This window comes from Arthrobacter sp. U41, assembly GCF_007679325.1.
Lineage (GTDB): Bacteria > Actinomycetota > Actinomycetes > Actinomycetales > Micrococcaceae > Arthrobacter.
Map to the genome: position 1 here is coordinate 516,304 of NZ_VEGI01000001.1, position 24,024 is coordinate 540,327.

18 protein-coding genes and 2 tRNA genes are annotated in these 24,024 nt (G+C 66.5%); 7 read left to right on the forward strand and 13 right to left on the reverse strand.

From position 1 onward, the window contains the following. Positions 1-2 precede the first annotated feature (2 nt). Both ileS and FS787_RS02405 read right to left on the reverse strand, forming a co-directional pair. On the reverse strand, positions 3-3,383 hold the full coding sequence (ileS, locus tag FS787_RS02395; RefSeq protein ID WP_144670714.1) for an isoleucine--tRNA ligase: 3,381 nt from the start codon (positions 3,381-3,383) through the stop codon (positions 3-5). A gap of 335 nt (positions 3,384-3,718) precedes the next feature. Next, on the reverse strand, positions 3,719-4,480 hold the full coding sequence (locus FS787_RS02405) for an SDR family oxidoreductase (protein ID WP_144670718.1): 762 nt from the start codon (positions 4,478-4,480) through the stop codon (positions 3,719-3,721). 69 nt (positions 4,481-4,549) lie between these two features. On the opposite strand from FS787_RS02405, the gene valS reads away from it, so the two are divergent. Further along, a complete protein-coding gene (valS, locus tag FS787_RS02410; RefSeq protein WP_144670720.1) occupies positions 4,550-7,156 on the forward strand; it encodes a valine--tRNA ligase in 2,607 nt (868 codons plus the stop codon). 357 nt (positions 7,157-7,513) lie between these two features. Here valS and FS787_RS02415 read toward each other — a convergent pair whose 3' ends face one another. From FS787_RS02415 to FS787_RS02440, 6 genes are all read right to left on the reverse strand, one after another. Beyond that, positions 7,514-8,146 (reverse strand): DsbA family protein, encoded by a 633-nt coding sequence (locus tag FS787_RS02415; RefSeq protein ID WP_313959632.1) that lies wholly within the window; start codon positions 8,144-8,146, stop codon positions 7,514-7,516. A 104-nt stretch (positions 8,147-8,250) separates the two neighbouring features. Beyond that, positions 8,251-9,531 carry an ATP-dependent Clp protease ATP-binding subunit ClpX gene (clpX, locus tag FS787_RS02420; RefSeq protein WP_144670722.1) on the reverse strand — a complete coding sequence of 427 codons (1,281 nt, stop codon included), beginning with the start codon at positions 9,529-9,531 and terminating at the stop codon, positions 8,251-8,253. A gap of 148 nt (positions 9,532-9,679) precedes the next feature. Further along, positions 9,680-10,339: an ATP-dependent Clp protease proteolytic subunit gene (locus FS787_RS02425; protein ID WP_056430069.1), complete on the reverse strand. Its 660-nt coding sequence runs from the start codon at positions 10,337-10,339 to the stop codon at positions 9,680-9,682. Between the two features lie 32 nt (positions 10,340-10,371). After that, positions 10,372-10,992 (reverse strand): ATP-dependent Clp protease proteolytic subunit, encoded by a 621-nt coding sequence (locus FS787_RS02430; RefSeq protein WP_144671868.1) that lies wholly within the window; start codon positions 10,990-10,992, stop codon positions 10,372-10,374. A gap of 247 nt (positions 10,993-11,239) precedes the next feature. Next, positions 11,240-12,643 carry a trigger factor gene (gene tig, locus FS787_RS02435; RefSeq protein ID WP_144670724.1) on the reverse strand — a complete coding sequence of 468 codons (1,404 nt, stop codon included), beginning with the start codon at positions 12,641-12,643 and terminating at the stop codon, positions 11,240-11,242. A gap of 67 nt (positions 12,644-12,710) precedes the next feature. After that, a tRNA-Pro gene (locus FS787_RS02440) sits at positions 12,711-12,785 on the reverse strand. A 133-nt stretch (positions 12,786-12,918) separates the two neighbouring features. Here FS787_RS02440 and FS787_RS02445 point away from each other — a divergent pair. Next, positions 12,919-12,989: transfer RNA gene (locus FS787_RS02445), tRNA-Gly, on the forward strand. 137 nt (positions 12,990-13,126) lie between these two features. Here FS787_RS02445 and FS787_RS02450 read toward each other — a convergent pair. The 3 genes from FS787_RS02450 to FS787_RS02460 all read right to left on the reverse strand — a co-directional run bounded on the left by FS787_RS02450 (position 13,127) and on the right by FS787_RS02460 (position 15,674). Continuing rightward, complete coding sequence (locus FS787_RS02450; RefSeq protein WP_144670726.1) at positions 13,127-14,062, reverse strand: Fpg/Nei family DNA glycosylase; 936 nt, start codon at positions 14,060-14,062, stop codon at positions 13,127-13,129. Then, positions 14,062-14,553, reverse strand: a complete 492-nt coding sequence (locus FS787_RS02455) for a ribose-5-phosphate isomerase (protein WP_144670728.1) — start codon at positions 14,551-14,553, stop codon at positions 14,062-14,064. Before FS787_RS02455 ends, FS787_RS02450 begins: the two co-directional genes overlap by 1 nt. Before the next feature lie 119 nt (positions 14,554-14,672). Further along, a complete protein-coding gene (locus FS787_RS02460) occupies positions 14,673-15,674 on the reverse strand; it encodes a hypothetical protein (RefSeq protein WP_144670730.1) in 1,002 nt (333 codons plus the stop codon). Between the two features lie 157 nt (positions 15,675-15,831). Here FS787_RS02460 and pepN point away from each other — a divergent pair, with 157 nt between their 5' ends. The 4 genes from pepN to FS787_RS02480 all read left to right on the forward strand — a co-directional run bounded on the left by pepN (position 15,832) and on the right by FS787_RS02480 (position 20,338). Next, positions 15,832-18,387, forward strand: coding sequence for an aminopeptidase N (gene pepN, locus FS787_RS02465; protein WP_144670733.1), 2,556 nt, complete (start codon positions 15,832-15,834; stop codon positions 18,385-18,387). Positions 18,388-18,497: 110 nt separating this feature from the next. Then, positions 18,498-18,983, forward strand: coding sequence for an OsmC family protein (locus tag FS787_RS02470; RefSeq protein WP_144670735.1), 486 nt, complete (start codon positions 18,498-18,500; stop codon positions 18,981-18,983). A gap of 226 nt (positions 18,984-19,209) precedes the next feature. Beyond that, positions 19,210-19,875, forward strand: coding sequence for a mechanosensitive ion channel family protein (locus FS787_RS02475; RefSeq protein ID WP_144670737.1), 666 nt, complete (start codon positions 19,210-19,212; stop codon positions 19,873-19,875). 4 nt (positions 19,876-19,879) lie between these two features. Next, positions 19,880-20,338, forward strand: a complete 459-nt coding sequence (locus FS787_RS02480) for a globin (protein ID WP_144670739.1) — start codon at positions 19,880-19,882, stop codon at positions 20,336-20,338. Between the two features lie 136 nt (positions 20,339-20,474). On the opposite strand, the gene FS787_RS02485 is transcribed toward FS787_RS02480, so the two are convergent. Continuing rightward, on the reverse strand, positions 20,475-21,146 hold the full coding sequence (locus FS787_RS02485; protein WP_144670741.1) for a hypothetical protein: 672 nt from the start codon (positions 21,144-21,146) through the stop codon (positions 20,475-20,477). A 63-nt stretch (positions 21,147-21,209) separates the two neighbouring features. Between FS787_RS02485 and FS787_RS02490 the strand changes: the two genes are divergently transcribed. Next, a complete protein-coding gene (locus tag FS787_RS02490; protein WP_144670743.1) occupies positions 21,210-22,190 on the forward strand; it encodes an acyl-CoA thioesterase II in 981 nt (326 codons plus the stop codon). Between the two features lie 97 nt (positions 22,191-22,287). On the opposite strand, the gene ettA is transcribed toward FS787_RS02490, so the two are convergent. Continuing rightward, on the reverse strand, positions 22,288-23,970 hold the full coding sequence (ettA, locus tag FS787_RS02495; RefSeq protein WP_144670746.1) for an energy-dependent translational throttle protein EttA: 1,683 nt from the start codon (positions 23,968-23,970) through the stop codon (positions 22,288-22,290). Between the last annotated feature and the right edge of the window lie 54 nt (positions 23,971-24,024).

Genomic DNA, 24,024 nt, shown 5'->3' on the forward strand with positions numbered 1-24,024 from the left:
GATTAGGCCTCTACTTTTTCTGCGGCGGTCTTGACGACGCTGACCTGTGGGTCCTTGACGTCGGCCGCGACCGTGTCCAGCCGGACGGTCAGGGTTTCGGTCTGGACCAGCCCGGCGTTGGCCAGCAGGGCATCCACAACGTCCTGCCGTGCGGTGACGGTGGTGTGGATCCGGTCGCTGACGTTGAGTCCGGCGTCCTTGCGGGCCTGTTGGATGGCGCGGACCATGTCGCGGGCGGCACCTTCGGCTTCCAGTTCGGGAGTGACCTCGGTGTTGAGGACCACGAAGCCGCCGCCGGGCAGCACCGCTGCGGCGCGTGAGCCGGCACCCTCCGCGGCTTCGGCCACGACGGTTTCCAGGGTGTACTCCTGCGGTTCGAGCTCGAGCCCGCCGGCGGTTACCACGCCGGCTTCGCTGACGGACCAGTCGCCGGACTTGGAGCCCTTGATGGCCTGCTGGACGTTCTTGCCCAGGCGCGGACCCGCGGCCCGGGCGTTCACCACGAGCTTCTGTTCGATGCCGAACTCCTCCGGGGAGGCGTTGTCGGCGTCGAGCAGGCGGACGGAGCGCAGGTTCAGTTCGTCGCGGACGACGGCGGCGAAGCCGTCCAGCGCGTCCGCACCGGGGGCCACGACAGTAAGTTCCTGCAGCGGCAGGCGTACGCGCAGGTTGGCGGCCTTGCGCAGCGAGGAGCCGGTGGAGCAGATCTGCTGGATCCGGTCCATGGCCTCGACCAGTTCCGGGTTGGCGGGGAACAGGTCCGCGTCCGGCCAGTCGGCCAGGTGCACGGAGCGCCCGCCGGTGAGGCCGCGCCAGATCTCCTCGGAGATCAGCGGCAGCAGGGACGCGGAGACCCGGCAGACCGTTTCCAGGGCGGTGTAGAGCGCGTCGAAGGCGTCAACGTTTTCGTCGAAGAAGCGCTGGCGGCTGCGGCGGACGTACCAGTTGGTGAGCATGTCCAGGTAGCTGCGCAGCTCGTCGCACGCCCCGGAGATGTCGTAGCTGTCCAGCTGTGCCGTCATGTTCCGGACCAGGTCCCCGGTGTTGGCCATCAGGTACTGGTCCAGGGTGTCCGCGTAGCCGTCGTAGCGGAGCTTCGCGTCATAGCCATTGCCGCCGTCAGCGGCGTTGGTGTACAGCGTGAAGAAGCTGTACACGTTCCACAGCGGCAGGATGACCTGGCGGACGCCGTCGCGGATGCCCTGTTCGGTGACCACGAGGTTCCCACCGCGCAGGATTGGGCTGGACATCAGGAACCAGCGCATAGCGTCGGACCCGTCGCGGTCCAGGACCTCGGAGACGTCCGGGTAGTTGCGCAGGCTCTTGGACATCTTCTGCCCGTCCGAGCCCAGGACGATGCCGTGGCTGATGACGTTGCGGAAGGCCGGCCGGTCGAACAGCGCGGTGGAGAGGATGTGCAGCATGTAGAACCAGCCGCGGGTCTGGCCGATGTACTCGACGATGAAGTCCGCCGGGTTGTGGGTGTCGAACCATTCCTCGTTCTGGAACGGGTAGTGGACCTGGCCGTAGGGCATGGAACCGGAGTCGAACCAGACGTCCAGGACGTCCTCAACGCGGCGCATCACGGACTGGCCTTCCTCCGGGGTGCGCGGGTCGTCCGGGTTCGGGCGCGTGAGCTCGTCGATGAACGGCCGGTGCAGGTCCACCTGGCCGTCCTTGTTCAGCGGCAGCCGGCCAAAGTCGGCCTCGATCTCCGCGAGCGAGCCGTAGACGTCGGTGCGCGGGTAGTCCGGGTCGCTGGACTGCCACACCGGGATGGGGCTGCCCCAGTAGCGGTTGCGGCTGATGGACCAGTCGCGGGCGTTGGCGAGCCATTTGCCGAACTGGCCGTCCTTGACGTTGCCCGGGATCCAGTTGATGTCCTGGTTGAGCTCGGACATACGGTCCTTGAACTTGGTCACCTCGACGTACCAGGAGGACACGGCCCGGTAGATCAGCGGGTTCCGGCAGCGCCAGCAGTGCGGGTAGCTGTGCTCGTAGCTGGCCTGGCGGACCAGGCGGCCCTGGGCGCGGAGCACCTGGGTGATGGGCTTGTTGGCCTCGAACACCTGGAGTCCGGCGATTTCGGCGAGGTCGCCGTGGCCGAAGAGCGGCAGGAACTTTGCGCCCTCGTCCACGGAGAGGACCACGGGGATGCCGGCCTCTTCACAGATTTTCTGGTCGTCTTCGCCGTAGGCCGGAGCCTGGTGGACGATGCCGGTGCCGTCGGTGGTGGTGACGTAATCGGCCTTGAGGAAGCGCCAGGCGTTCTCGGTGCCGTACTTCTCGGCGTCGTGGAAGTAGTCCCACAGCGGCTCGTAGCTCAGGCCGTCGAGCTCTGCGCCGGTGTGGCGGGACGTGACGGCGGCCTCGGCGGCGGCAACGCCCTCGGCACCGTCGCCGTAGCCAAGGTCCTTGGCGTAAGCGCCCAGCAGCTCGGCCGCCAGCAGGAAGCTGCCGGAGACGGGTGCCTCGGCCGCCGCGGTCTTGATCCCGTGCGGGCCGGCCGGCAGGACGACGTAGTTGATGGCGGGCCCAACGGCGAGCGCCAGGTTGGTGGGCAGCGTCCAGGGCGTGGTGGTCCAGGCGAGCGCCTGCACGCCGGCCAGCTGCCGGGACAGCTCCGACTCCCCCGCCGTGATCGGGAACGTCACCGTGACGGTCTGGTCCTGGCGGTTCTTGTAGACGTCGTCGTCCATACGCAGTTCATGGTTGGACAGCGGCGTCTCGTCCTTCCAGCAGTACGGCAGCACGCGGTACCCGTTGTAGGTCAGGCCCTTTTCGTGCAGCTGCTTGAAGGCCCACAGCACGGACTCCATGTACTCGACGTTGAGCGTTTTGTAGTCGTTCTCGAAGTCGACCCAGCGCGCCTGGCGGGTGACGTAGCTCTTCCATTCGTCGGCGTACTTCATCACCGACGCGCGGCAGGCGTCGTTGAACTTGTCGATGCCCATGGCCTCGATCTGGGTTTTGTCCGTCATGCCCAGCTGCTTCATGGCTTCCAGCTCGGCGGGCAGGCCGTGGGTGTCCCAGCCGAAGCGGCGCTCCACCCGGCGCCCCCGCTGGGTCTGGTAACGGCCCACAAGGTCCTTGGCGTAGCCGGTCAGCAGGTGGCCATAGTGCGGCAGGCCGTTGGCGAAGGGCGGGCCGTCGTAGAAGACGAATTCGTTGGACCCATCCTTGCCAGCATCACGCTGGTCAATGCTGGCCTGGAACGTGCCGTCCTCATCCCAGTACTTGAGGATGCGCTCTTCGATCTCCGGGAACTTCACGGAGGCCGACACACCGGAGGTGTTGGAAGCCGTGTTGGAAGCCGTGTGGGAAGCAGAGGCGGTGGCGCCGGCGCCGGACGGTGCGGCGGAGGCCTTCGGGTAATAAGTCATCTCGACATCCTGGGTTGAGCTGGTGAACAAATGGATTCATTCAGGATGCGAGGACGGCTCCTGCGGTGTCTTTCGACACCACCGGCACCGCGGTACCACCTCACTTACCGTCGCCGTATCCCCTGAAACGAGGGAGCACCGGCGTCGGCCGCTCATTCACTGCTGTGACGGGCTTACCCGTCCGGTTCTACCGGCCCTGGCGCGTGCTGACGTTGCGCCGGGGCGTTCTTCCGGAAGCTCACCGGTGATGGCCGGGTCAAAGCTGCTACGAGAAGTCTAACAACTGTCGCGGGGACGCAGCGCCTGCGCTGCGTCCCCGCGACACGCCGGTCCCGTCAGCCCTTGCGGATGAGCTTGTAGTTGGCGGCCTGCGCCACCGGCCGGATCACGATCTGGTCGAGGTTGACGTGGTGCGGGGCTGTGACGGCGTACCGGACGACGTCGGCGACGTCTGCGGCGGTCAGGGGCTTCTCGACGCCGGCGTACACCTTCGCGGCGGCGTCGGAGTTGCCGCCGAGCCGGTTCAGCGCGAACTCCTCCGTCTGGACCAGGCCGGGGGCCACCTCGATCACGCGGAGGTTGTGCTCGGCCTCTTCAAGCCGCAGCGCCCCGGTGAGCGCGTGCTGGGCGAACTTCGCCGCGTTGTAGCCGCCGCCGCCCTCATAGGCGGACAGTCCCGCCGTCGAGGTCAGGTTCAGGACGGTGCCTTCACCGCAGGCGCGCAGCATGGGCAGGAACGCCCGGATGAGTTTCATGGTGCCCAGGACGTTGACCTCGAACATCCATTCCCAGTCCTCGGTCCGGGCCTCGGCCACCTTGTCCGCGCCGCGGGCGCCGCCGGCGACGTTGATGAGTGTGTCGATGCCGCCGGCACGGGTCACCTCGTCGACCAGCCGGGCGACGTCGGCGTCGTCCGTCACGTCTGCGGGCAGCGCGACGGCGCCGGTTTCCGCGGCGAGCGCCTCCAGCCGGTCCGCACGGCGGGCGACCGCGTACACGGTCCAGCCCTCGGTCCGGAGCGCACGCACGGTGGCCTCGCCGATTCCGGTGCTGGCGCCGGTGACAACTGCTGCTTTGTTCTGGATTCCCTCAGTCATGGCACCACCCTAACGGCTCTGCAGCGGGCCACTGCGCCTGCCCGCGGCGGACCGTGAAAGAATTGCTCCATGGCTGAAGACACGCAGGGTACAGACACGCCCACCACCGCCCCCATCAACGTTCCGGACAAGCCCGCCCTGGAGGGGCTGGAAGACGCCCTCACCCGGCGTTGGCTTGACGAAGGGACCTACAAGTTCAACCCGGACACCACCCGGGCGCAGGTCTACTCGATCGATACTCCCCCGCCCACGGCGTCGGGTTCGCTGCACGTGGGGCACATGTTCTCCTACACGCAGACGGACGTCCTTGCCCGCTACCAGCGCATGACCGGCAAGAACGTGTTCTACCCGATGGGCTGGGACGACAACGGCCTCCCCACCGAGCGCCGTGTGCAGAACTACTACGGTGTGCGCTGCGACCCCACCACCGCGTACGACGCCGGCTACCGACCCCCGGCGGAGCCCGCCAAGAACCAGCGCGACTTCGACGTCGTCTCGCGCCGGAACTTCATCGAACTGTGCGAGGAACTCGCCGTTGAAGACGAGAAGGTCTTCGAAAACCTGTTCCAGACCCTCGGCCTGTCCGTGGACTGGGACCTGACCTACCGCACCATCGATGACAAGTCCCGCGCCATCTCCCAGCGCGCCTTCCTGGCCAACCTCGCCGCCGGCGACGCGTACATGGCCGAGGCGCCCACCCTGTGGGATGTCACCTTCCGCACCGCGGTGGCCCAGGCAGAACTCGAGGACCGGGAGGTCGCGGGCGCCTACTACCGCTACCCGTTCTTCACCGAAGACGGCGAAAAGATCTTCATCGAAACCACCCGCCCGGAACTGCTGGCCGCCTGCGCCGCCCTCGTGGCGAATCCCGACGACGAACGGTACCAGCCGCTGTTCGGCAAGAAGGTCACCTCTCCCCTGTTCGGCGTCGAGGTGGAGGTTAAGGCCCACCCGCTCGCGAAGGCGGACAAGGGCTCCGGCATCGCCATGGTCTGCACCTTCGGTGACCTCACCGACGTCACCTGGTGGCGCGAACTGCAGCTCCCCACCCGCGCGATTGTGGGCCGCGACGGCCGCATCATCGGCGAGACCCCGGAGTGGGTCACCACCGCCGAAGGCCGTGAGGCCTTCGCCTCCATCGCGGGCAAAACGGTTTTCAGCGCCAAGGAAGCCGTGGTGGAGCTCCTGGCCGCCGCGGAGCTCCTCGACGGCGAGCCGAAGAAAATCATGCACCCGGTCAACTTCTTCGAAAAGGGCGACAAGCCCCTCGAGGTGGTGACCTCGCGCCAGTGGTACATCCGCAACGGCGGCCGGGACGCGGAACGCCGCGAACGGCTCATTGCCCGCGGCCATGAGATCGATTTCCACCCCGCGTTCATGCGCTCACGCTACGAGAACTGGATCTCCGGGCTGAACGGCGACTGGCTCGTTTCGCGCCAGCGCTTCTTCGGCGTGCCGGTGCCTGTCTGGTACCCGCTGGACGCCGACGGCAACCCGGACTTCGCGGCTCCGATTGTTCCCTCGGACGCGCAGCTGCCGGTGGACCCCGCCGCAGACGCCGCCCCCGGGTATGAGGAAGCCCAGCGCGATGTTCCGGGCGGCTTCACCGGCGACGCCGATGTGTTGGACACCTGGGCTACATCCTCGCTGACCCCGCAGATCGTGGGCGGCTGGAGCACCGACGAGGCCCTCTTCGCCAAGGTCTACCCCTTCGACGTGCGCCCGCAGGGCCACGACATCATCCGGACCTGGCTGTTCTCCTCCGCGGTGCGCGCCGATTCCCTGCAGGGCTCCGCGCCGTGGAAGCACGCGGCCATCTCCGGCTGGATCCTGGACCCGGACCGCAAGAAGATGTCCAAGTCCAAGGGCAATGTGATCGTCCCCACCGACGTGCTCGAGGAATACGGCTCGGACGCCGTCCGCTACTGGGCGGCCTCGGCCAAGCTCGGTGCGGACACGGCTTACGAGATCGCACAGATGAAGATCGGCCGGCGCCTGGCCATCAAGCTGCTCAACGCCTCCAAGTTCGTGTTGAACCTGGGCGCCACCGAGGACTCCGTTGTGTCCGGTGACCTCTCGGTGCTCGGCAATCCCCTGGACCGCGCCGTGCTGGCCCAGCTCGCCGACGTGGTCCAGCAGGCCACGAAGGCGTTCGAGAACTACGACTACGCCCGGGCCCTGCAGATCACGGAGAGCTTCTTCTGGCACTTCACCGATGACTACGTGGAGCTCATCAAGGACCGCGCCTACGGTGCGGCGGGCGACGCCGAGCAGGCGTCCGTCCTCGCGGCGCTGGCGACCAGCCTGGACACGCTGCTGCGCCTCTTCGCGCCGTTCCTGCCCTTCGCCACGGAGGAGGTCTGGAGCTGGTGGCGCACCGGTTCGGTGCACCGTGCGGCCTGGCCGTCCGCTATCGAGATCGACGGCGACACCACCCTGCTGGCCACCGTGGGCACCGCCCTCAGCGGGATCCGCAAGGCCAAGTCCGAGGCCAAGGTCAAACAGCGCACCGAGGTGCTGTCCGCGACCATCACGGCCTCGGAGTCACTCATCACGCAGCTGAAGGCCGGCCTGGCCGACCTCAAGGCCGCGGCGAACGCGCGCGAGCTGGCGCTGGTGGGCGGCGAGGGCGAGCTGACCGTGAGCGACGTCGTCCTGGCGCCGGCGGAGGCGTAGCCGGCGGGATCCGGCCCACCTGTTTTCGGGCAAAGGGGAAGCCCCATCAGCGTTTTGCCGTTGGTGGGGCTTCGACTTTTCGATTGTCACGTGACGTCTTAGACAATCTGGCAGAATCCTCGGATTTTCAGGTCTTCCTACCTCGTCACTGGTAGCCATCATCTGACTTTGCCGAAGGCTGCGTCGGATGAGTGTCACTGAATCTTTGGTTTCTGCGTCCCGCTTCTTTCGAAGTGGGTAAGTTCAATTGTGATCCCCGTTTTTGGGATGCACAAGAGCCCCGGAAGAACTACATCAGAGTAATTCTTTCGGGGCTCTTTGCAGGCCGGGCAGGTGATCGACGCGGTTTCTACGGGCCTAGTTGAAGACGGGACTTTCGGTACGGCTGCGCTTGATTTCGAAGAAGTAGGGGAACGACGCGAGGGTCACGGTGGCGTCCCAGATCTGTCCGGCTTCCTCGCCACGCGGGATGCGGGTCAGGACCGGGCCAAAGAAGGCCGTGCCGTTGAAAGCGACCACCGGCGTGCCGACTTCCTGGCCCACCAGGGAGATGCCTGCCTCGTGGCTGGTGCGGAGCTGCGCGTCGAAGTCGTCGCTCTGCCCGGCTGCCGCAAGCCCGGCCGGCAGTCCCGCCTCGGCGAGCGATTTGGCGATGACCTCGTCGATGTCCGTGTTGCCTTCGTTGTGGATCTTGGTGCCCATGGAGTCATAGAGCGGTTTGATGTACTGCGCACCGTGCTGTTCAGCGGCGGCAGTGATGACGCGGACCGGAGCCCACGCCTTCTTCATGAACTCCCGGTACTCCTCCGGGAGTTCATCGCGGCCCTCATTCAGCACCGAGAGGCTCATGACGTGCCAGTCGATGCTGATGTCGCGGACGTCCTCCACCTCGTTGATCCACCGCGAGGTCACCCAGGCAAAGGGGCACATCGGATCAAACCAGAAGTCGGCTCTGTTGCTTGTTGCTGGAGTGTTCAGGGATTCAGGCACAGGTGATCTCCTAGGGGAAGTCTGCGGGGGGACAGGTGCACCGCCGGGTCAATGACCGGGCGCGCCACAGGTTTCAGCGGCCGGTGCGGCCCGTTTATTCCGGTTCAGGCTGACTTGCGGCGTTTGACGTCGTGGGGGATCATCGTGGGCGCCGCCTTGTTCGCGACGACGTCTTCGGTGATGACCACCGTGGCGATGTCGTCCCGGCTGGGCAGGTCGAACATCACGGGGAGGAGCACTTCCTCCATGATGGCGCGGAGCCCGCGGGCGCCGGTGCCGCGTTCGAGCGCCTGGTCGGCGATGGTGTTCAGCGCCTCGTCCTCGAAGACGAGCTCAACGCCGTCGAGCTGGAACATCTTCTGGTACTGCTTCACGAGGGCGTTCTTGGGCGTGGAGAGGATCTGGATCAGCGCAGCCCGGTCCAGGTTGGAGACGGTGGTGATGACCGGGAGGCGGCCGATGAATTCGGGGATAAGCCCGAACTTCAGCAGGTCCTCGGGCATGACCTCACCGTAGGAGTCCGCGTTGTTTTTGACCTCGTTGAGCGGGGCGCCGAACCCGATGCCCTTGCGCCCGGACCGCGAACCAATGATTTCCTCAAGCCCGGCAAAGGCTCCGGCCACGATGAAGAGCACGTTGGTGGTGTCGATCTGGATGAATTCCTGATGCGGGTGCTTGCGGCCGCCCTGCGGCGGCACCGAGGCGACCGTGCCCTCGAGGATTTTCAGCAGGGCCTGCTGCACACCCTCGCCCGAGACATCCCGGGTAATGGAGGGGTTCTCGCTCTTGCGCGAGATCTTGTCGATCTCGTCGATGTAGATGATGCCCTGTTCGGCCTTTTTGACGTCGTAGTCCGCGGCCTGGATGAGCTTGAGCAGGATGTTCTCGACGTCCTCGCCGACGTAGCCGGCTTCGGTCAGTGCGGTGGCGTCGGCGACGGCGAAGGGGACGTTGAGGCGGCGGGCCAGGGTCTGCGCGAGGTAGGTCTTGCCGCAGCCGGTGGGTCCGATCAGCAGGATGTTGGACTTGGCGATCTCGACGTCGTCGTGGTGCACACCTTCGGCCAGGCTGCCGCTCTTGGGGGCGTGGCCGGCCTGGATGCGCTTGTAGTGGTTGTAAACGGCGACGGCGAGCGAGCGTTTAGCCGGCTCCTGGCCGATGACGTATTCCTGCAGGAAGTCAAAGATCTCGCGGGGCTTGGGCAGTTCGAAACTGCCCAGGTCAGCGACTTCCGCGAGTTCTTCTTCAATGATCTCGTTGCAGAGTTCAATGCACTCGTCGCAGATGTAGACGCCGGGCCCGGCAATGAGCTTCCGAACCTGCTTCTGGCTCTTTCCGCAGAAAGAACACTTCAGCAGATCCGTGCTCTCGCCAATCCGAGCCATATGTGAACCCCTTTAGTATCTTGCTGCGGCCTGTGACATGTTCCACTCTAGGTCACTTTAGGCGGGTTGGGTGGAAAGCCGACACCGGTGCGGCCACTTAAAGCGGGCCGCACCGGCGTCGGGAACTTCTTGTTACGTACTTATTGCGCTACTTGGCAATGGCCTGCGGCTTGATCTTGCGGGAATCCAGCACCTGGTCGATCAGGCCGTACTGCATGGCCTCGGCCGCGGTGAGGATCTTGTCGCGCTCGATGTCGTTGTTGACCTGCTCCGGCGTCCGGCCGGAGTGCTTGGCCAGCGTGTCTTCGAGCCATGAGCGCATCCGCATGACCTCGGCGGCCTGGATCTCCAGGTCCGAGGCCTGTCCGCCCTGGCCGCCGGACAGGGAGGGCTGGTGGATCAGCACGCGGGCGTTCGGCAGGGCCAGGCGCTTACCGGGCGTGCCGGCCGCGAGGAGAACGGCGGCAGCGCTGGCGGCCTGGCCGAGGCAGACGGTCTGGATCTCCGGGCGGATGTACGTCATGGTGTCGTAGATCGCCGTCATGGCGGTGAAGGAGCCGCCCGGGGAGTTGATGTAGAGCGTGATGTCGCGGTCCGGGTCGGTGGACTCGAGCACCAGCAGCTGGGCCATGACGTCGTCGGCCGAGGCGTCGTCCACCTGGACACCGAGGAAGATGATGCGGTCCTCGAAGAGCTTGGTGTACGGGTCCTGGCGCTTGAAGCCGTAAGGGGTGCGCTCCTCGAACTGCGGCAGCACGTAGCGGCTGCTCGGCAGGTTGCCGGCAGTCGAACCGAAGTTGTAGTTCATGTTCATTGCTCCTGAATTCATTGCTGTGCCGGTCAGTTCTCGGTGGCTGCGTTATCGCCGTTGGCGTTGGTTCCGCCGCCGCCGGCGACCGATCCGGCGTGGGCCGCGATCTTGTCGAAGAAGCCGTATTCGAGGGCGTCCTTGGCCGTGAACCACTTGTCGCGGTCGTTGTCCTTGAGGATGGTCTCCACCGTCTGCCCGGTCTGGTCGGCCGTCAGTTCGGCCATGACCTTCTTCATGTGCAGGATGAGCTCGGCCTGGATCTTGATGTCCGAGGCCGTGCCGCCGATGCCGCCGGAGGGCTGGTGCATCAGGATGCGGGCGTTCGGGGTGGCGTAGCGCTTGCCCTTGGTGCCGGAGGAGAGCAGGAACTGTCCCATCGAGGCGGCGAGGCCGGTGGCGACGGTGACGACGTCGTTCGGGATGAACTGCATGGTGTCGTAGATGGCCATGCCGGCGGTGACGGAGCCGCCCGGTGAGTTGATGTAGAGGTAGATATCCTTCTCGGGGTTTTCGGCCGAGAGCAGCAGCAGCTGCGAGCAGATCGCGTTGGCGTTCTCGTCGCGGACCTCGGAGCCGAGCCAGATGATGCGCTCTTTCAGCAGGCGGTTGTAAATGTAGTTATCCTGGGCGGCCGGATCGACAGTAGCCATCCGGGGTGCCCCTGCTTGCTGTGACATATGTACTTACCTCTCGCTGGCGACGGTGACGCCACTGGACGACATCACTGAACTTTCCTACATGGACACTAACGGTTTTCCCGCCTGCTTTGTGCTCAGGCGTGGGGCTGTTCGCTGACGGCGCACGATTGCCCGGAGGGGTTCATTGCGGGCTTAAAAAGCCGCACCCCCGGATCATCGATCCGGGGGTGCGGGCAGGAACCGCGAGAACGCCGAAGTGTTAGAACTTCACTGCTGCCGGGTCATCGTTCTTTGCGGTCTCGGTGGCCTCTTCGGAAGTGGCTTCCTCGGATGCGGCTTCCTCGACGTCTGCCTCAGCGGGAGCTTCCTCGCCGCCGGGGCGGACGAAGTCGCTGAGGTCAACGGTGTTGCCCTCGGAGTCGGTGACCTCGGCCTGGCCCAGGACCACGGCGAGTGCCTTGCGGCGGCGGACCTCGGAAACCATCATGGGGACCTGGCCGCTCTGATCGATGATCTGCGCGAACTGGTTCGGGTCCATGCCGTACTGGCTGGCGGTGGTGACGATGTAGTCGATCAGCTCGTTCTGGCTGACATTGACTTCTTCCTTTTCCGCGATGGCGTCAAGGATGATCTCGTTCTGGAAGGCACGCTCGGTGTTGGCCTTGACCTCGGCGCGGTGCTCCTCGGTGTCGTGCTCTCCTTCGCCGTGGGCGTTCTCGGCGTTGAAGTGCTGTTCAAGCTGCTCTTCGACGACGGATTCCGGGACGGGTACCTCTACGAGCTCAACGAGCTTGTCGAGGACCTTGTCGCGGGCTTCGACGCCCTGCTCAACAACCTTGGACTCTGCGGCCTGCTTGGCCAGGTCCTCACGGAGTTCAGCCAGGGTGTCGAACTCGGAGGCCAGCTGGGCGAAGTCATCGTCGGCCTCGGGGAGCTCGCGCTCCTTGACGGACTTGACGACCACCTTGACCTGGGCGGCTTCGCCGGCGTGCTCGCCGCCGACCAGGGTGGTGTCGAAGATGGCGTCCTCGTCGGCGCTGAGGCCGGTGACGGCTTCGTCGAGGCCTTCAAGCATGGTGCCGGCGCCAACCTGGTAGGACAGGCCCGTGGCGGAATCAACTTCGGTGCCATCGATGGAGGCGGTGATGTCGATCGTCATGAAGTCTTTGTCGGCCGCCGGGCGGTCGATGGACTTCAGCGTGCCGAAGCGGCCGCGGAGTTCGTCCAGGGCCTTGTCGACGTCGGCGTCGGTGGACTCAGCGGCGGCAACCTCGACCTTGATGCCGGCGTAGTCCGGCAGCTCGATCTCGGGGCGCACGTCAACCTCGGCGTGGAACTTGAGTTCACCGTCGGTGGCGGACGGGTCCGGAACCTCGGTGATTTCGACCTCGGGACGGCTCAGCGGGCGGATGCCGGTTTCCTGGACGGCCGCTTGGTACCAGCCGTTGAGGCCTTCGTTGATGGCGGTCTCCAGCACGTAGCCGCGGCCAACGCGCTGGTCAATGAGCTTGGAGGGGACCTTGCCCTTGCGGAAACCGGGGACCTGGATCTGCGAAGCAACAGTCTTGTATGCCTCTGCGATGCTGGGCTTCAATTCCTCAAAGGGGACCTCAACATTGAGCTTGACCCGCGTGGGGGTGAGGTTCTCGACAGCGCTCTTCACAGTCTAAGTACTCCTGGTTTTAGGGGGTGGGGTTCTGCACCGCCAAGGTCTGGCGGTACCTGCAGAGTCGGGGTGACAGGATTTGAACCTGCGACTTCCTGCTCCCAAAGCAGGTGCTCTAGCCAAGCTGAGCTACACCCCGTAAGTGCACAGAACAGTCTACGGTTATATTGTGCCGGTTTGCACATTTGACAGCGGGGCCCTGAATTGGGTTTAGTTGTATCCGGCTTCAACAGCCGCCCGGAAGTTTCGCAGGAAAGTTCCTGTAAATTCCCGGGGACGTAGCTTAATGGTAAAGCCTCAGTCTTCCAAACTGATTACGCGGGTTCGATTCCCGTCGTCCCCTCAGAAATATGACGAAAAAAGCCCCTCCGCGGAGGGGCTTTTTTCATGCCCGGACCATCGGCTGCTCCAGAACTGCCCTTTTGGCGGGTCAAAGGGGCAGTTATGGAGCACTCGGTGCGGTTGGGCCCACGGGCTGGCTCAGGGTGCCTGGCAGGCCGGGCACCAGTAGAGCTTCCGGGCGGCGAGTTCGGTCAGCGCCACCGGAGTTCCGCAGTCACGGCAGTCGAGGCCGTGCCGCCGGTAAACGAAGTGTGACTCCTCCGGCGCGGGCAGGACTGTGGGCAGGAGACCCGGGGAGGCGGCGCCGGTCGCGTCCCCGCCGCCCGCGCTCCAGTAGCGCGGGGGTGTGGTGATGATGCGGCCGTCGCGGACGCCGTCGGACATCATGCCAACGGTGTCCTCCCAGAGCCGCCCCGCCGCATCCGCGGCGAGCCCGGCCCCGGGCAGCCACGGGTTCAGGCCCTGCCGGAAGAGCAGCTCGGCGCGGTAGACATTGCCGATCCCGGCTATCACCTTCTGGTCCATCAGCAGGGCAGCGAGCGGCGTCCGCCTGGCCAGGACCCTGGCGGCGAAGGCGTCGCGGTCGCCGGGAAGGTTCCGCAACGGGTCCGGGCCGAGCCGGCCCAGCACGGCGGCCGCCTCAGCCTCCGTGATGGCCGCGCAGGTGGTGGCGCCGCGGAGGTCGGCCCACCCATGGGTGCCGGCGAGGCGGACCCGGACGGCGCCGACCGGCGCGGGCGGGCCCGCGTACGCTGCCGGCGCTCCGTCGTCGTCGTAGAGCTCCCGCTCCCCCACCTTGCGGGGCGCTCCGATGCTGGACGCGCCGCGGAAGTGCTCGTCGCCGCCGAAGTCCCAGGCGCCGTAGAGCCCCAGGTGGACGTGCAGGATGAGCCCGTGCTCGAACTCCAGGAAGAGGTGTTTCCCGTGCGCCACGGAGCCGGTGAGCGTGTGGCCGTCCAGCAGCGCCGCGCCCTGGGTGAACCGGCCCTGCGGACTGGAGACCGCGAGCCGCTCCCCGACAAAAACGTCCCCGAACTGGCGGGCCAGCCGGTGGACGGAATGCCCTTCCGGCACTAGGCGACGACCTCACCGGTGCGCTCGTAGGTGGCGATCTTCCCGATCCGGCGGACGTGGCGCTCGTCGTTGCTGAAGGGTTCGGCCAGGAAGGCCTCGATGATCTCGGTGGCTTCCCCGACGCTGTGCTGGCGGCCGCCGACAGCTACCACGTTGGCGTCGTTGTGTTCACGCGCGAGCTTCGCGGTGGACAGGTTCCAGGCCAGCGCGGCGCGGACGCCCTTGACCTTGTTGGCGGCAATTTGCTCGCCGTTCCCGGAGCCGCCCAGCACGATCCCGAGGGCGCTGACGCCGGCTTCCTGGTCCGCCACGACCGCGAGCGCGGCGTTGATGCAGAAAGAGGGGTAGTCATCCAGCGCGTCGTAGGTCGTGGGTCCGTGGTCGACCACCTCGTACCCCTTGGCGGCGAGGTGGCTGACGAGGTGGGCGCTGAGTTCCATGCCGGCGTGGTCGGTGGCGATGTGCACGCGCGGGAGGTCGGAGGGGGTCACGGCGTATCCGTTCGGTGGGGCAGGCCCGTGCTCTCACATGGGCTGCCGGTGCGGGTTGGGGGCTGCTCCCAGCCTACTAGGGCCCGGGCGGGCGGACAGGCCCGCCGGTATCGCGGACTTCACAATTCAGCGGAGCCGCCGGTCCGGCGGGCCCGTGCCGCTACCCGCGAGAGCACCTGCGCGACGTTGTCCGCCGTCGTGGCGCTGCCCCCGCTGACGGTCAGGGTCCGCCCGTCGGAACGGTCGACGACGACCGCGGGCCCGCTGCTGACTAGAAGGGCCGTGGCGGTGCCGCGGCTCCGGTAGCCCCAGCCGCCATAGTCGGCGGCTTTGACCTCTTTCGGAGTCGCTGCCTCAATGGCAGCGGCCGGTACGTCCATGACCCGAACAAACCCCGCGGCGAAAACCCGCATGCCGCTCCGGTCCACCCGGATGCGGGCGAACAGGCACGCCGCGGCCAGCAGGGCCAGGGCCACCAGCAGGGCGGCCAGCCAGGGCACGGCGATGGTGAGGAGGGCGGCAGGAAGTACGGTGGCGATCCCGAGCATGACAAAGACCGAGCTGCGGGCGTGGACCCACAGGCTCACGTAGTCACGGGACAGGTCAGGATCCAGTTCGCGGGCCAGCGCCGCCTCCATGGCACGGTCGTCATCCGTGGACCAGCGCTCGTCGGCCTTGAAGACGAAGCCCATCACGAAGCCCAGGCCCAGCGCGGCGCCGCTGCCCATGGCGAGCACGGCGACGTCCACCTGTGCCCGGCCCGCATCCTCCAGTCCGAGTTGCCCGACCAGCACGGCGGCGAGGACTGTGACGAGGAAGAGGCTCACGAACAGGCCGGTACCCATCATGATCCGGCGCATGATGGCCGGGCGGGACAGCGGGACGGCCTGCACCAGCACGGCCCAGCCGATCAGCACGATCATCACCGCGCCGGTCCCGACGACGGCCCCGAACGGCGCGAAGTCCACGGCGGCTCCCCCGACCCAGCGCACCGCCAGCGACGCGGGCAGATCGGAGCGGAGGAGGACGGCGCACACCACAAACGCGGCGGCGAGCATCACGGGGAACCCGACGGCGAAACGCAGCGCCCTGGCGTCGACGGAGTCTCGAAGCTTTCCCATATCCCTAACGCTACTCTGGGATCCTGCACCGGGCGGCCCGGCGTCCGGTAACCGGGTGTGACGCAGGCAACTTGCCAAGCGCGGCAGAAGTGAAAGAATAATTTCACAGTATCGAGTTCCCACCCTAAGCATCCCTGGAGGCCCCACTTTGCCCGGAATGAACCTGACGCGCGCCGAGGCACGCGACCGCGCCGAACTGATCGCCGTCGACTCCTACGAGGTCGAACTCGACCTGACCCGCGGGGAGAAAGTCTTCGGCACCACCACCGCCGTGAAGTTCACGGCCAAGCCAGGGTCCTCGACCTTCATCGACGCGGTCACCGCTGCAGTGCAGAGTGTGACCCTGAACGGGCGCGAGCTCGACCCGGCCGAGGTGTCCGACGGCGTCCGCATCCAGCTGCCGGATCTCGCGGCGGACAACGAGCTGCTGGTGGTCGCCGAAGCCCCGTACATGAACACGGGCGAAGGGCTGCACCGCTTCGTGGACCCGGTGGACCACGAGGTGTATCTCTACACCCAGTTTGAGGTTCCGGATTCCCGCCGGATGTTTGCCGTGTTTGAACAGCCCGACCTCAAGGCCAGCTTCACGTTCACGGTCATCGCCCCCTCGCACTGGGATGTCATCTCCAACTCCCCCACCCCGGCACCGGTCGAGACCATCCCCGGCACGGACGGCGGCGCCCGCTCCGTCTGGGAATTCGCCCCCACCCCTCGGCTCTCCTCCTACGTCACGGCCCTGATCGCCGGGCCGTACCAGTCCGTCCGCAGCGAAGTGGTCTCCGCTGACGGCAAGGTCACGCCGCTGGGCGTCTTCGCCCGCAAATCGCTGATGCAGTACCTGGACGCGGACAACATCTTCGAGCTCACCCGCCAGGGCTTCGAGTTCTTCGAGGCACAGTTCGGCTGCCCGTACCCGTTCGAGAAGTACGACCAGCTCTTCGTCCCGGAGTTCAACGCCGGGGCCATGGAGAACGCCGGCGCCGTGACCATCCTGGAAGGCTACGTCTTCCGCAGCAAGGTCACCGACGCCCAGGTGGAACGCCGCGCCATCACCGTGCTCCACGAACTCGCCCACATGTGGTTCGGGGACCTTGTCACGATGCGCTGGTGGAACGACCTCTGGCTCAATGAGTCCTTCGCCGAGTACATGTCCCACCTGGCCGCCGTCGAAAACACCCGGTTCGACCACGCCTGGACCACCTTCGCCTCGGTGGAGAAGTCCTGGGCCTACCGGCAGGACCAGCTCCCCACAACGCACCCGATCTTCGCTGAGATCAATGATCTGGAGGACGTCGAGGTGAACTTCGACGGCATCACCTACGCGAAGGGCGCCTCAGTGCTCCGCCAGCTGGTCGCCTGGGTGGGTCCGGAGGAGTTTATGGCCGGCGTCCGCGAGTACTTCAGCAAGCATGCCTGGCAGAACACCGAGCTCAGCGACCTCATGGCCGAACTCGAGAAGTCCAGCGGCCGCGACCTGGACCAGTGGGGCCGGCTCTGGCTGGAGACCGCCGGGGTCAACACGCTCAAGCCCGAGCTGTCCGTCGGCGGGGACGGCACCATCTCCTCCTTCGCGATCCTGCAGTCCGCCACCGAGGCCCAGCCCACCCTCCGCCCGCACCGGCTCGCCGTCGGCTTCTACAACCTCAACGGCGCCGGGAAGCTGGAACGCGTCCACCGCGAGGAACTCGACGTCGACGGCGGGCGCACCGACGTGCCGGCGCTGGCCGGACTGGCACAGCCGGACCTGATCCTACTCAACGACGACGATCTCGCCTACGCCAAGGTCCGCCTCGACCCGAAGTCGCTGGCCACCGCCACGGCGCACCTCAAGGACTTCAGCCAGAGCCTGCCCCGCACCCTCGTGTGGGGCTCGGCCTGGGATGCGGCCCGCGACGGCGAAACACCCGCCCGCGGCTACGTGGAACTGATCCTGGCCAACATCGCCGAGGAATCCGACTCCTCGGTGATCCTGGTCCAGCTGCGCCAGCTGGCCACCGCACTGAACTTCTATGTGGCCGCGGACCACAAGGACGCCACCACGGTTGCGGCCGCCGACCGGCTCTGGGAACTCGCCTCCGGCGTCCCGGCCGGCTCCGACGCGCAGCTGCAGTTCGTCAAGTCCTATGCCCTGCTGGCCCGCAGCGCGTCCCAGCTGGACACCGTGTCCGGACTGCTCGAAGGCAGCCTGACGCTGGAGGGCCTCACCGTGGACCAGGACCTGCGCTGGGAACTGATCACCTCGCTCGTTGTCGGCGGCCGAGCCGGGCAGGACACGATCGACGCCGAACTCGAGCACGACAACACCGCCACCGGGCAGAACGCGGCAGCCCTCGCCAAGGCGGCCATTCCCACGCCCGAGGCCAAGGCTGCGGCCTGGGACTCGATTGTGGTCAAGGGCGAGCTGTCCAACGCGCTTCAGGGCTCGGCCGTCAGCGGCTTCACCCGGGTGCTCGACACGTCCCTGCTGGTGCCGTACGCCGGGAAGTACTTCGACGCCGTTCCGGGCATCGTCAAGGAGCGCACGCACGCGCTGGCGCAGCAGATCGTCGTCGGGCTCTACCCGGCGCAGCTGACCACGCAGGCCACCATCGACCGGACCGATGAGTTCCTTGCCGCGCTGCCGGAGGACAGCGCGGCGCTGCGGCGGATGATGCTGGAGAACCGCGACGCCGTGGCGCGCGCCCTGCGCGCCCGCCAGGCCGACGCCGACTAGGCAGCAAGCCACCGCCCCGCCCGACCAGCTCGCAGCTAAGGCCGTTTTGGACGCTCGAAACGGCCCCTGCTGCCAGTCAGTCGGGCGGGGACGTGTCCTAGGCTGGACGCATGAGCCTCGATGAACACCGCTACGCCCTGACCGTCCGCTGGACCGGGAACCTGGGCGAGGGGACGGCGTCGTACCGCGGCTATTCCCGCGACCACGACGTCGAGATCCCCGGACTGCCCGTGCTGCACGGTTCCGCGGACCCCACCTTCCACGGCGACCGGACCCGCTACAACCCGGAACAGCTGCTGCTTGCGGCCCTGTCGCAGTGCCACATGCTGTCCTTCCTGCACGTCGCCGTGAAGCACGGGGTGGTGGTGACGGCGTACGAGGACCGGGCCGAGGGACTGATGCGGACCAACCGGGACGGGAGCGGACAGTTCGAATCGGTGACGCTCAAGCCCCGGGTGACCCTCGCGGCTCCGGCGACGGAGGAACTCCTGGAGGAACTGCACGCCGGGGCCAACCGGGTCTGCTTCATCGCCCGGAGCGTCAACTTCCCGGTGCTGCACGAGCCGAGCGCCGTGGTGGCGGGCCAGCCGGGCTGAACCGGCTGAACGGTGGGGCCGCCCGGTGGGTTAGGGCCGGGCTGTTTCTGCGGAGAGGAAGGCCGTGCCCCCAAGAACCAGGATGCGCATGCGGCCACGGTACGGCGCTAATGTTGAATGAGACCAGAGCGTTATGCGCCCGGCGAACGCCGGCCGCCCCTCAGGACATGAAGCCCGGCGCTACCGGCCGGCAGCAGAAACACAGCTACTAGGAGTACCCCCGCCGATGTTCAGCATGACCACCGAACCCATCACCCCGCCGGACATGTCGGCCATGTCCGAGATCAACGTGGCGGGTGTCCTTATCAGCCTGGGGGTCGGCATCACCGTGTGGCTGGTGGCGTCCTTCATGATCTCCGTCATCACCAAGCGCATCGCCGCGGGGTCCACCTTCTTCAAGAAGCCGTACTTCCGCTGGGCGGCGCCCGCGCTCCGCGCGCTGGAGCACGAACGCCGCGTCCAGCGGGCCCACACCATCGGGGCGCTGCTCCGGAGCGTCGTGGGTGTCCTCATCTCAGTCCTCACCAGCGTGTACGTGCTCAAAAACCTGAACGTGGACGTCGCCCCCATCCTGACCAGCGTCGGAATCCTCGGTATCGCCATCGGCTTCGGCGCCCAGCAGCTCATCCGCGACTTCCTCGCCGGCGTCTTCATCACCATCGAAGACCAGTACGGCATTGGCGACATCATAGAGACGTCCGAGGTGGTGGGCACGGTGGAGGCCATGAACCTGCGGATCACCCGCGTCCGGTCCGAGGACGGCACCATCTGGTACCTGCGCAATGGCGAAATCCTCAGGGTGGGCAACCGCTCCCAGGGCAACTACGTCCCGCCCGTCACACCGCCCGAAGACGGGGCGGACCACGCTCCCCAGCAGAAAGCCGGAGAATAGGGCCATGACGATACCCAGCGCCGGCGAACCCCGCCAGCCCAAGCAGCTGCTGCAGAACGATCCCTTCAGCCAGCCCGGCTACACGGACAACTTCTACGACGCCGTGGGCGGGCACGAGACCTTCGTGAAGCTCATCGACGTTTTTTACGACGGTGTGGCCACGGATCCGCTGCTGCGGCCGATGTATCCGGAGGAGGACCTGGGACCCGCGAAGAGGCGCTTCCTGATGTTCCTCGAGCAGTACTGGGGCGGCCCGACGACGTACGGCGAGGAGCGTGGACACCCGCGGCTCAGGATGCGCCACATGCCGTTCCGGGTCACCCCCGAAGCGAAGGACCGGTGGCTGCTCCACATGCGCACGGCCGTGGATTCCCTGGACCTCCCGCCCCTGTATGAAGGGACACTCTGGGACTACATGGAACGGGCGGCCCTGTCCATGGTGAACAGTCCCTCCGGGGCCTGAGGGCAGACATGGAAAGACCCCGGAGGCACTTGGGGGGATGCCTCCGGGGTCTTTCTGCGTTAAAGAATACCCAGCCGGGTATTGGACGGCAAGTGCCTGCGCGGTAAGCGCTTTGCGCGGTCAGCGCCGCACGTCCCTACAGCTGGAGCTGGAGTCCTGAACCGGTGCGGGCCAGGACGTGCCCGCGGGGTCCGCTGAGCCGGAACCACCGTCCCGCCCGGAAAAGCTGCTGTTCGCCGTCGGCCAGGAAGCCGAGCGTGAGGGCCGCGAACGCGGCACCCAGCGGAAGCCCGGCGGCGCCGGGGAGTTCCCGGCCCCAGACTGAGGCCCGGGCGTTGTTGACGATCAAGGCACCGGGTTTGTCCGGGATGATGGCGGCGATCTCGGTGATGCCGGCCTCGGCCGACTGGCGCAGCGCGGAATCCTGCAAAGTGCCGACCGCTTCCCAGCCGGTGCGGGGCGCTCCGACGCCAGCCCACGATTCGGTGACGGTTACCGGGGGCAGCGGCAGCTCGACGTCGCCCTCCCCCGCACGTGCCAGCCGGTCAAGCACCGCCGAGATCGGGACGGTGACATCGGTGTCCGCCGGCTGCGCCAGGGCCATGGTCCGCAGCCCGAGGATGGTCGGCGTCGACTCCCCCAGCAGCCGCGGCCGCAGCACACATACGTAGGCGGCGAGCACCGGGCCGGACGCCTGGAGGCGGATCGCGCCGTCGTCGATCGATTTGGCGCGGGTGGCGAAAGTGCGCAGGTCGGCGAGGTCACGGGGGTCGGTGAACCGGAGGGGCTGGGTGAGGACATCAGACACAATATCGACTCTACCGGCTGTGCCTCTTTGGGACGGCGCCGGAGTGACGTCTAGAGTCGAACCATGACTGAAGCCGAAGCCGGATTGCAGGGTCCGCCGACCCAGGACCCCACCTCCTCGCTCCTCCAATTGCTGAACCTCGGTGAGCTGGAGGGTGCCCGGACGGACGAGGACATCTTCATGGGTCCTTCCCAGCAGCAGCCCCGGCACCGCGTGTTCGGCGGCCAGGTGCTGGCGCAATCGCTGATTGCCGGGAGCCGGACCGTTCCCGAGGGGCGCGGCGTGCACTCCATGCACGGCTACTTCCTGCGTCCGGGGGACGCCAACAAGCCCATCACCTTCGGCGTCCAGCGGCTCCGGGACGGCCGCTCGTTCTCGGCGCGGCGCGTGCACGCGTACCAGGAGGGCATGCCAATCCTGTCCATGATCGCCTCGTTCCAGGAAGAGGACGAGGGGATCGAGCACCAGACCGAGATGCCGGAGGGCATCCCCGGGCCGGAGTCGCTGCCCAGCACGGCTGACCTCCTGGGCAAGTACGATCACCCGGTGGCCCGCCACTGGGCCTATGAGCGGCCGTTCGATATCCGGCACGTTGACCCGGCCCTGTATGTCTCGGCCAAGGGAGACAAGGAACCGCGCAACGCTGTCTGGATGAAGACGTTCGGGCCGATGCCGGATGATCCGGAGCTGCACCGCGCGGCCCTGGCCTACGCGAGCGACTACACGATCCTGGAGTCCATCCTCCGCAAGCACGGGATGAGCTGGATTACCCCGGGCATGTCGGTGGCCAGCCTGGACCATGCCATGTGGTGGCACCGTCCCCTCCGCGTGGACGAATGGCTGCTCTACGTGCAGGAGTCCCCCAGCGCCCAGGGAGCCCGCGGCCTGGCCACCGGCAAGATCTTCAGCCGCGACGGCCTGCACGTTGCCACCGTGGCGCAGGAAGGCATGATCCGGATTCCCACGGACCTCAAGAACAAGGTCAAGGGCGCGGTCCAGTCCAAGGTCCTGCAGCACCAGATGCGCAAGGCCGGCCGCGGCTGAACGGCGTGCCGGCCGGCGGAAAATAACGGTGGCATGCGAAAGGCTGGCTCCCCTGGTGGGGAGCCAGCCTTCGTTGTGCGCTCGGTGCGCCGCGGGGTTAGTCGCGGGTGAGGCGGCGGTGGGTCACGCGGTGCGGCTTGGCCGCATCCGGGCCCAGGCGCTCGATCTTGTTCTCCTCGTAGGATTCGAAGTTGCCCTCGAACCAGTACCACTTGGAGGGGTTCTCCTCGTCGCCTTCGTAGGCCAGGATGTGAGTGGCCACCCGGTCCAGGAACCACCGGTCGTGCGAAACGACGACGGCGCAGCCCGGGAATTCGAGCAGGGCGTTTTCGAGGCTGCTGAGGGTTTCGACGTCGAGGTCGTTGGTCGGTTCGTCGAGGAGCAACAGGTTTCCGCCCTGTTTGAGAGTCAGGGCCAGGTTCAGGCGGTTGCGCTCACCACCGGAGAGCACCCCGGCCTTCTTCTGCTGGTCCGGGCCCTTGAAGCCGAAGGCGGCGACGTAGGCTCGGGACGGCATTTCGACGTTGCCGACCTGGATGTAGTCGAGGCCGTCGGAGACGACCTCCCACAGGGTCTTGTTCGGGTCGATGCCGCCGCGGCTCTGGTCCGCGTAGGAGATCTTGACCGAATCGCCGATTTTCAGCTCGCCGCCGTCGAGGGGTTCGAGTCCGACGATCGTCTTGAACAGGGTGGACTTGCCGACACCGTTGGGGCCGATGACACCGACGATGCCGTTGCGCGGCAGGCTGAAGGACAGCCCGTCGATCAGTGTGCGGTCCTCAAAGCCCTTCTGGAGGTTCTTCGCCTCCAGGACGAGTCCGCCCAGGCGCGGTCCCGGCGGGATCTGGATCTCTTCGAAGTCCAGCTTGCGGGTGCGGTCGGCTTCGGCAGCCATTTCCTCGTAGCGGGCCAGGCGGGCCTTGGACTTGGTCTGGCGTCCCTTGGCGTTGGAGCGGACCCACTCGAGTTCTTCGGTGAGCCGCTTGGCCTGCTTGGCGTCCTTCTTACCCTGGACTTCCAGGCGGGCGCGCTTCTTCTCCAGGTACGTGGAGTAGTTGCCTTCGTACGGGTACAGGTGGCCGCGGTCCACTTCGGCGATCCATTCGGCCACGTGGTCCAGGAAGTACCGGTCGTGGGTGACGGCGAGGACGGCGCCCGGGTAGCTGGAGAGGTGCTGTTCGAGCCAGAGAACACTCTCGGCGTCGAGGTGGTTGGTGGGCTCGTCGAGGAGCAGCAGGTCCGGCTTCTGGAGCAGGAGCTTGCAGAGGGCGACGCGGCGGCGCTCACCACCGGAGAGCAGGGTGACGTCGGCTTCCGGCGGCGGGCAGCGGAGTGCGTCCATGGCCTGCTCCAGCTGGGAATCAAGGTCCCAGGCATCAGCGGCGTCGATCGCTTCCTGCAGCTGGCCCATCTCCTCAAGGAGGGCATCGTAGTCAGCGTCGGGGCTGGCCATCTCTTCGGAGATCTCGTTGAAGCGCTGGATCTTGCCGAAGATCTCGCCGACGCCTTCCTGGACGTTGCCCAGGACGGTCTTGTCCTCGTTCAGCGGCGGTTCCTGCAGCAGGATTCCCACCGTGTAGCCGGGGCTGAGCCGGGCCTCGCCGTTTGAGGGCGTGTCCAGTCCGGCCATGATCTTGAGAATGGTGGACTTACCTGCACCATTCGGTCCGACGACGCCAATCTTGGCCCCCGGGAAGAAGGACATGCTTACGTCATCGAGGATCAGTTTTTCGCCAACGGCCTTACGGGCCTTGGTCATTGTGTAGATAAATTCCGCCATGCCTACAAATCTAGTGGTTCAGCCGGGATAACTCACATTCCTACGGTCCTGGTG